Annotated in this window: 1 protein-coding gene; it reads right to left on the reverse strand. The window is 66.3% G+C overall.

Annotated features, from left to right (window positions below; genetic code table 11):
* A complete protein-coding gene (gene tuf / locus MFF26_RS26340; protein WP_238308967.1) occupies positions 1-1,191 on the reverse strand; it encodes an elongation factor Tu in 1,191 nt (396 codons plus the stop codon).
* Positions 1,192-1,193: the final 2 nt, after the last annotated feature.

The raw sequence follows: 1,193 nt of genomic DNA on the forward strand, positions 1-1,193 counted from the left end.
TTAGTCGTTGATGGCGGCGACGACGCCGGCACCGACGGTGCGGCCACCCTCGCGGATGGCGAAGCGCAGCTTCTCTTCCATCGCCACCGGCACGATCAGCGCCACGTCCATCGTCACGTTGTCGCCCGGCATCACCATCTCGGTGCCTTCCGGCAGCGTGCAGATGCCGGTCACGTCCGTGGTGCGGAAGTAGAACTGCGGGCGGTAGTTGGTGAAGAACGGCGTGTGGCGGCCGCCCTCCTCCTTCGTCAGGATGTAGGCCTCGGCCTTGAACTTCGAGTGCGGCTTCACCGAACCCGGCTTGCACACCACCTGGCCGCGCTCCACGTCCTCGCGCTTCGTGCCGCGCAGCAGCACGCCGACGTTGTCGCCCGCTTGGCCCTGGTCGAGCAGCTTGCGGAACATCTCGACGCCCGTCACCGTCGTCGTCGTCGTCGCGCGGATGCCGACGATCTCCACCGTCTCGCCGACCTTGACGATGCCGCGCTCGACGCGACCCGTCACCACCGTGCCGCGGCCCGAGATCGAGAACACGTCCTCGATCGGCATCAGGAACGGCATGTCGATCGGACGCTCCGGCTGCGGGATGTAGGCGTCCACCGTCTCCATCAGCTTCAGAACGGCTTCCTTACCGATCTTCGGCTCCTTGTCCTCGAGCGCCATCAGGGCCGAGCCCTTGGTGATCGGGATGTCGTCGCCGGGGAAGTCGTACTTCGAGAGAAGCTCGCGCACCTCGAGCTCGACCAGCTCCAGCAGCTCCTCGTCGTCGACCATGTCGACCTTGTTGAGGAACACCACCAGCGCCGGAACGCCGACCTGACGCGCCAGCAGGATGTGCTCGCGGGTCTGCGGCATCGGGCCGTCGGCCGCCGACACCACCAGGATCGCGCCGTCCATCTGCGCCGCGCCCGTAATCATGTTCTTCACGTAGTCGGCGTGGCCGGGGCAATCGACGTGGGCGTAGTGGCGGTTCGTCGTCTCGTACTCGACGTGGGCGGTCGAGATCGTGATCCCGCGCGCCTTCTCCTCCGGCGCCTTGTCGATCTGGTCGTAGGCCGTGAACGTCGCGCCGCCCGACTCCGCCAGAACCTTCGTGATCGCCGCCGTCAGTGACGTCTTGCCGTGATCGACGTGACCGATCGTGCCGATGTTGCAGTGCGGCTTCGTGCGGCTGAACTTTTCCTTGCCCATCG

This window comes from Methylorubrum suomiense (assembly GCF_022179765.1).
GTDB lineage: Bacteria > Pseudomonadota > Alphaproteobacteria > Rhizobiales > Beijerinckiaceae > Methylobacterium > Methylobacterium suomiense.